Raw genomic sequence first — 1,635 nt, 5'->3', positions numbered from 1 at the left:
TATGCCCACCCGCTCGAAGATCATCTATACCTTCACCGACGAAGCTCCAGCCCTCGCCACCTATTCCCTGCTGCCGATCATCGAGGCTTACACCGCCTCGGCCGATATCGCCGTGGAAACCCGCGATATCTCTCTTGCAGCGCGCCGTCTGGCCAGCTTCCCCGAGCAACTGGGTCACAAAGCCGTAGCCGACCACCTCGCCGAACTGGGCGACCTGGCCGTTACGCCTGAAGCCAACATCATCAAGCTGCCGAACATCAGTGCTTCGGTGCCACAGCTGCAAGCCGCGATCAAAGAGCTGCAAGCTCAGGGTTACAACCTGCCGGACTACCCGGAAACCGTGACCAGCGACGCCGACAAAGACGCCAAGGCGCGTTACGACAAGGTCAAGGGCAGCGCCGTGAACCCGGTTCTGCGTGAAGGCAACTCCGACCGTCGCGCTCCGCTGTCGGTTAAAAACTATGCTCGCAAGCACCCGCACAAAATGGGCGCCTGGGCCAAAGACTCCAAGTCCCACGTCGCTCACATGAGCACCGGCGATTTCTACGGCAGTGAAAAAGCTGCCCTGATCGACGCCGCTGACGCTGTGAAGATCGAGCTGATCGCCAAAGACGGCACCGTGACCGTCCTGAAAGAAAAAACCACCGTTCAGGCTGGCGAGATCCTCGACTGCGCCGTGATGAGCAAAAACGCTCTGCGCGCGTTCATCGCTGCTGAAATCGACAGCGCCAAGGCCCAAGGCGTGCTGCTGTCGGTGCACCTGAAAGCGACCATGATGAAGGTCTCCGACCCGATCATGTTCGGCCAGATCGTTGCCGAGTTCTATAAAGACGCACTGACCAAGCACGCTGACGTGCTGGCCCAGATCGGCTTCAACCTGAACAACGGCATCGGCGATCTGTACGCGCGCATCAAGGCCCTGCCGGCCGAGCAGCAAGCACAGATCGAAGCTGATATGGCCGCGGTCTACGCCGCTCGTCCGTCGCTGGCGATGGTCAACTCCGACAAAGGCATCACCAACCTGCACGTGCCGAGCGACGTTATCGTCGACGCCTCGATGCCAGCGATGATCCGTGACTCCGGCAAGATGTGGGGCACCGACGGTCAGTTGCACGACACCAAGGCTGTGATCCCGGATCGTTGCTACGCGACCATCTACCAGGCTGTGATCGAAGATTGCAAAGCCAACGGCGCTTTCGATCCGACCACCATGGGCAGCGTGCCAAACGTTGGTCTGATGGCGAAAAAAGCCGAAGAGTACGGCTCGCACGACAAGACCTTCCAGATCAAGGCTGACGGCGTGGTTCGCGTGACCGACAGCAAAGGCACCCTGCTGATGGAACAGGCCGTTGAAGCCGGCGACATCTTCCGCATGTGCCAGACCAAAGACGCGCCGATCCAGGACTGGGTCAAACTGGCCGTCAACCGTGCCCGCGCAAGCAGCACCCCGGCTATTTTCTGGCTGGACCCGATGCGCGCTCACGACGGCGTAGTGATCGAGAAAGTTCAGGCTTACCTGAAGGATCACGACACTGCCGGTCTGGACATCCAGATCATGGCGCCGGTCGACGCCATGAAATACACCCTGCAGCGCACCCGCTAATGCAAGGAGACCATCTCGGTGACCGGCAACGT

Annotated in this window: 1 pseudogene; it reads left to right on the top strand. The window is 60.1% G+C overall.

What is annotated here, in order from left to right:
* Position 1: 1 nt before the first annotated feature.
* Positions 2–1,635, top strand: a pseudogene (locus ACIONG_RS30160) (NADP-dependent isocitrate dehydrogenase); the annotation flags it as partial.

This window comes from Pseudomonas sp. NPDC087817 (assembly GCF_044742875.1).
Lineage (GTDB): Bacteria > Pseudomonadota > Gammaproteobacteria > Pseudomonadales > Pseudomonadaceae > Aquipseudomonas.
This window is presented reverse-complemented; position numbering and strand designations above follow the sequence as displayed.